This window comes from Bradyrhizobium sp. P5_C11_2 (genome assembly GCF_054049755.1).
In genome coordinates, this window is the sequence record NZ_JBFULT010000883.1 from 1 (window position 1) to 1,931 (window position 1,931).

At 65.0% G+C, this 1,931-nt stretch carries 2 protein-coding genes; both read right to left on the bottom strand.

Translation table 11 applies throughout. The annotated features are described in order from the left end of the window. The coding region (locus ACXJL8_RS39840) for an MFS transporter (protein ID WP_456686902.1) at positions 1–1,300 on the bottom strand (1,300 nt) is incomplete at its 3' end. 321 nt (positions 1,301–1,621) lie between these two features. Beyond that, on the bottom strand, positions 1,622–1,931 hold a 310-nt coding region (locus ACXJL8_RS39845; RefSeq protein ID WP_456686903.1), incomplete at its 5' end, for a LysR substrate-binding domain-containing protein.

Consider the following 1,931-nt stretch of genomic DNA (forward strand, 5'->3'; position numbering starts at 1 on the left):
TCAGCATATAGGCGACGATGAAGCCCGAGAATGTCGCGCTGAGCCGGCTCATCGAATAGACGAGGCCGGAGGCCCGTGCCCGGATCTGCGTCGGAAACACTTCGGTCTGATAGGCGTGATAGGCGTAGGACATCGTGGTGTTGCAGGCCGTCAGCAGCACGCCGCAGACGATCAGCAGCGCAGGCTCGGTCAATTGCGCGAACGCCATGCCGAAGGCGATGATGGCCACGCACGCACCGGTGATGATCCAGCGGCGCTCGAATTTGTCGGCAAAGCTCGAGGCCAGCAGCGGCGCGATCGGATAGGCGAAGGCGACGATGAAGGCATATTGTAGGCTCTTGGTGACATTGATGCCCTTCTCGACCAGCAGCGTCGGCACCCAATTGGCGAAGCCGTAGAAGCCGAATGCCTGGCAGAGGTTGAACACCATGAAGAGGATGACGAGCGACAGGTAGGGCGGCCGGAACAGATCGGCGAAGCCGACGCGTGCTGCAGGGGGCATCGCCGGTCGCGCGAGCGCAGGCGCGAGTCCTGCCGGCGGACGTTGGCCTGCACCTTCCAGCGTTGCCAGGATGCGAAACGCCTCCTCGGTGCGGCCATGCCGCGCCAGCCAGAGCGGGCTCTCAGGCAGGAACAGCCGCAGCACCCAGATGATCATGCTGGCGCCAGCACCAATCAGCACCACCCAGCGCCAGCCGTCGATGCCGTAGGGCGCGAGCGGCACCAGCCACCAGGCGAGAAAGGCGACGACGGGCACGGCGACGAACATGATCGACTGGTTCACCGCAAAGGCGCGGCCGCGTATCCGGCTCGGCACCAGCTCGGTGATATAGGCGTCGATGGTGATGACCTCGACGCCGATGCCGATGCCGGCGAGGAAGCGCCAGAACAGCAGGCCTTCGGAGGAGGTCTGGCAGGCCATGATCACGGACGCCGCGGTGTAGCCGAGCAGCGCATAGGTGAAGATGGCGCGCCGCCCGAAGCGGTCGGCCAGAAACCCGAGGAAGAAGGTGCCGACGAACAGCCCGGCAAACGTCGCGGCGACGAAGGCCCCGATGCCTGAGAAACCAAAAAAGCCCTGCGTCGTCGTGGTCAGGAGCCCGCTGCGGCTCAGGCCCGGCGCGATATAGCCGGTCAGGAACAGGTCATAGATCTCGAAACAGCCGCCGAGCGAAAGCAGGATGACGAGCTTCCAGACGTAACGCGTTGCCGGCATTGCCTCCAGCCGCCGCGAGATCTCGTCGGGCCCCGCGGACGTGGTGCCGAGCTCAAAGCCAGTGTCGATGCCGACAACGCTCATGAAATCCTCCCCGGAAGAGCGCGCGGCTGCGTGCGGCTCTGGTTCCCGGCGGCTTTCTTGCTGAAGCTCTGCCGGATCGCGGCCATGTTGGCCGCTGCGAGCCAGAAATCCAGACGAACATATCGATGGAAGCGTTCGATAAGTTCGAACTCGTGGTTCGTTCGCCTCTCCCTGGGCTTGCGTTAGAGCAACCGCAGATCGCCAGTTCGAGAGGTCGTCATGCCCGGGCTTGTCCCGGGCATCCACGTTCTTGGTGCGGTGTGGCAAAGCGTGGATGGCCGGGACAAGCCCGGCCATGACGCCGGAGGAATTGGCCGTGCCTCAGCTCAGCAGCTCCGCTTGCCAGTTGCCTTCGCGCACCTGCTCGGCGATCAGCGCCAGCATCAGGCGGCGCATCTCCTCCATGGCATAGGTCATCGGGCGGTTGCGCAGGCGGCAGAGATAGAGCGTGCGGGTCAGCTTCGGCTCGATCACCTTGCGTGCGATCAGGCGGCCCGCCGCCAGCTCCTCCCGCGCGAACAGCTTTGTCGCGATGGTGCAGCCCAGCCCTTCCACCAGCGCGCCGGTCATGCCGGTGATCGAGTTGGCGTGCAGGATCGCGCCGCCTTCCAGCCGCTTGAGCAGGACCGGA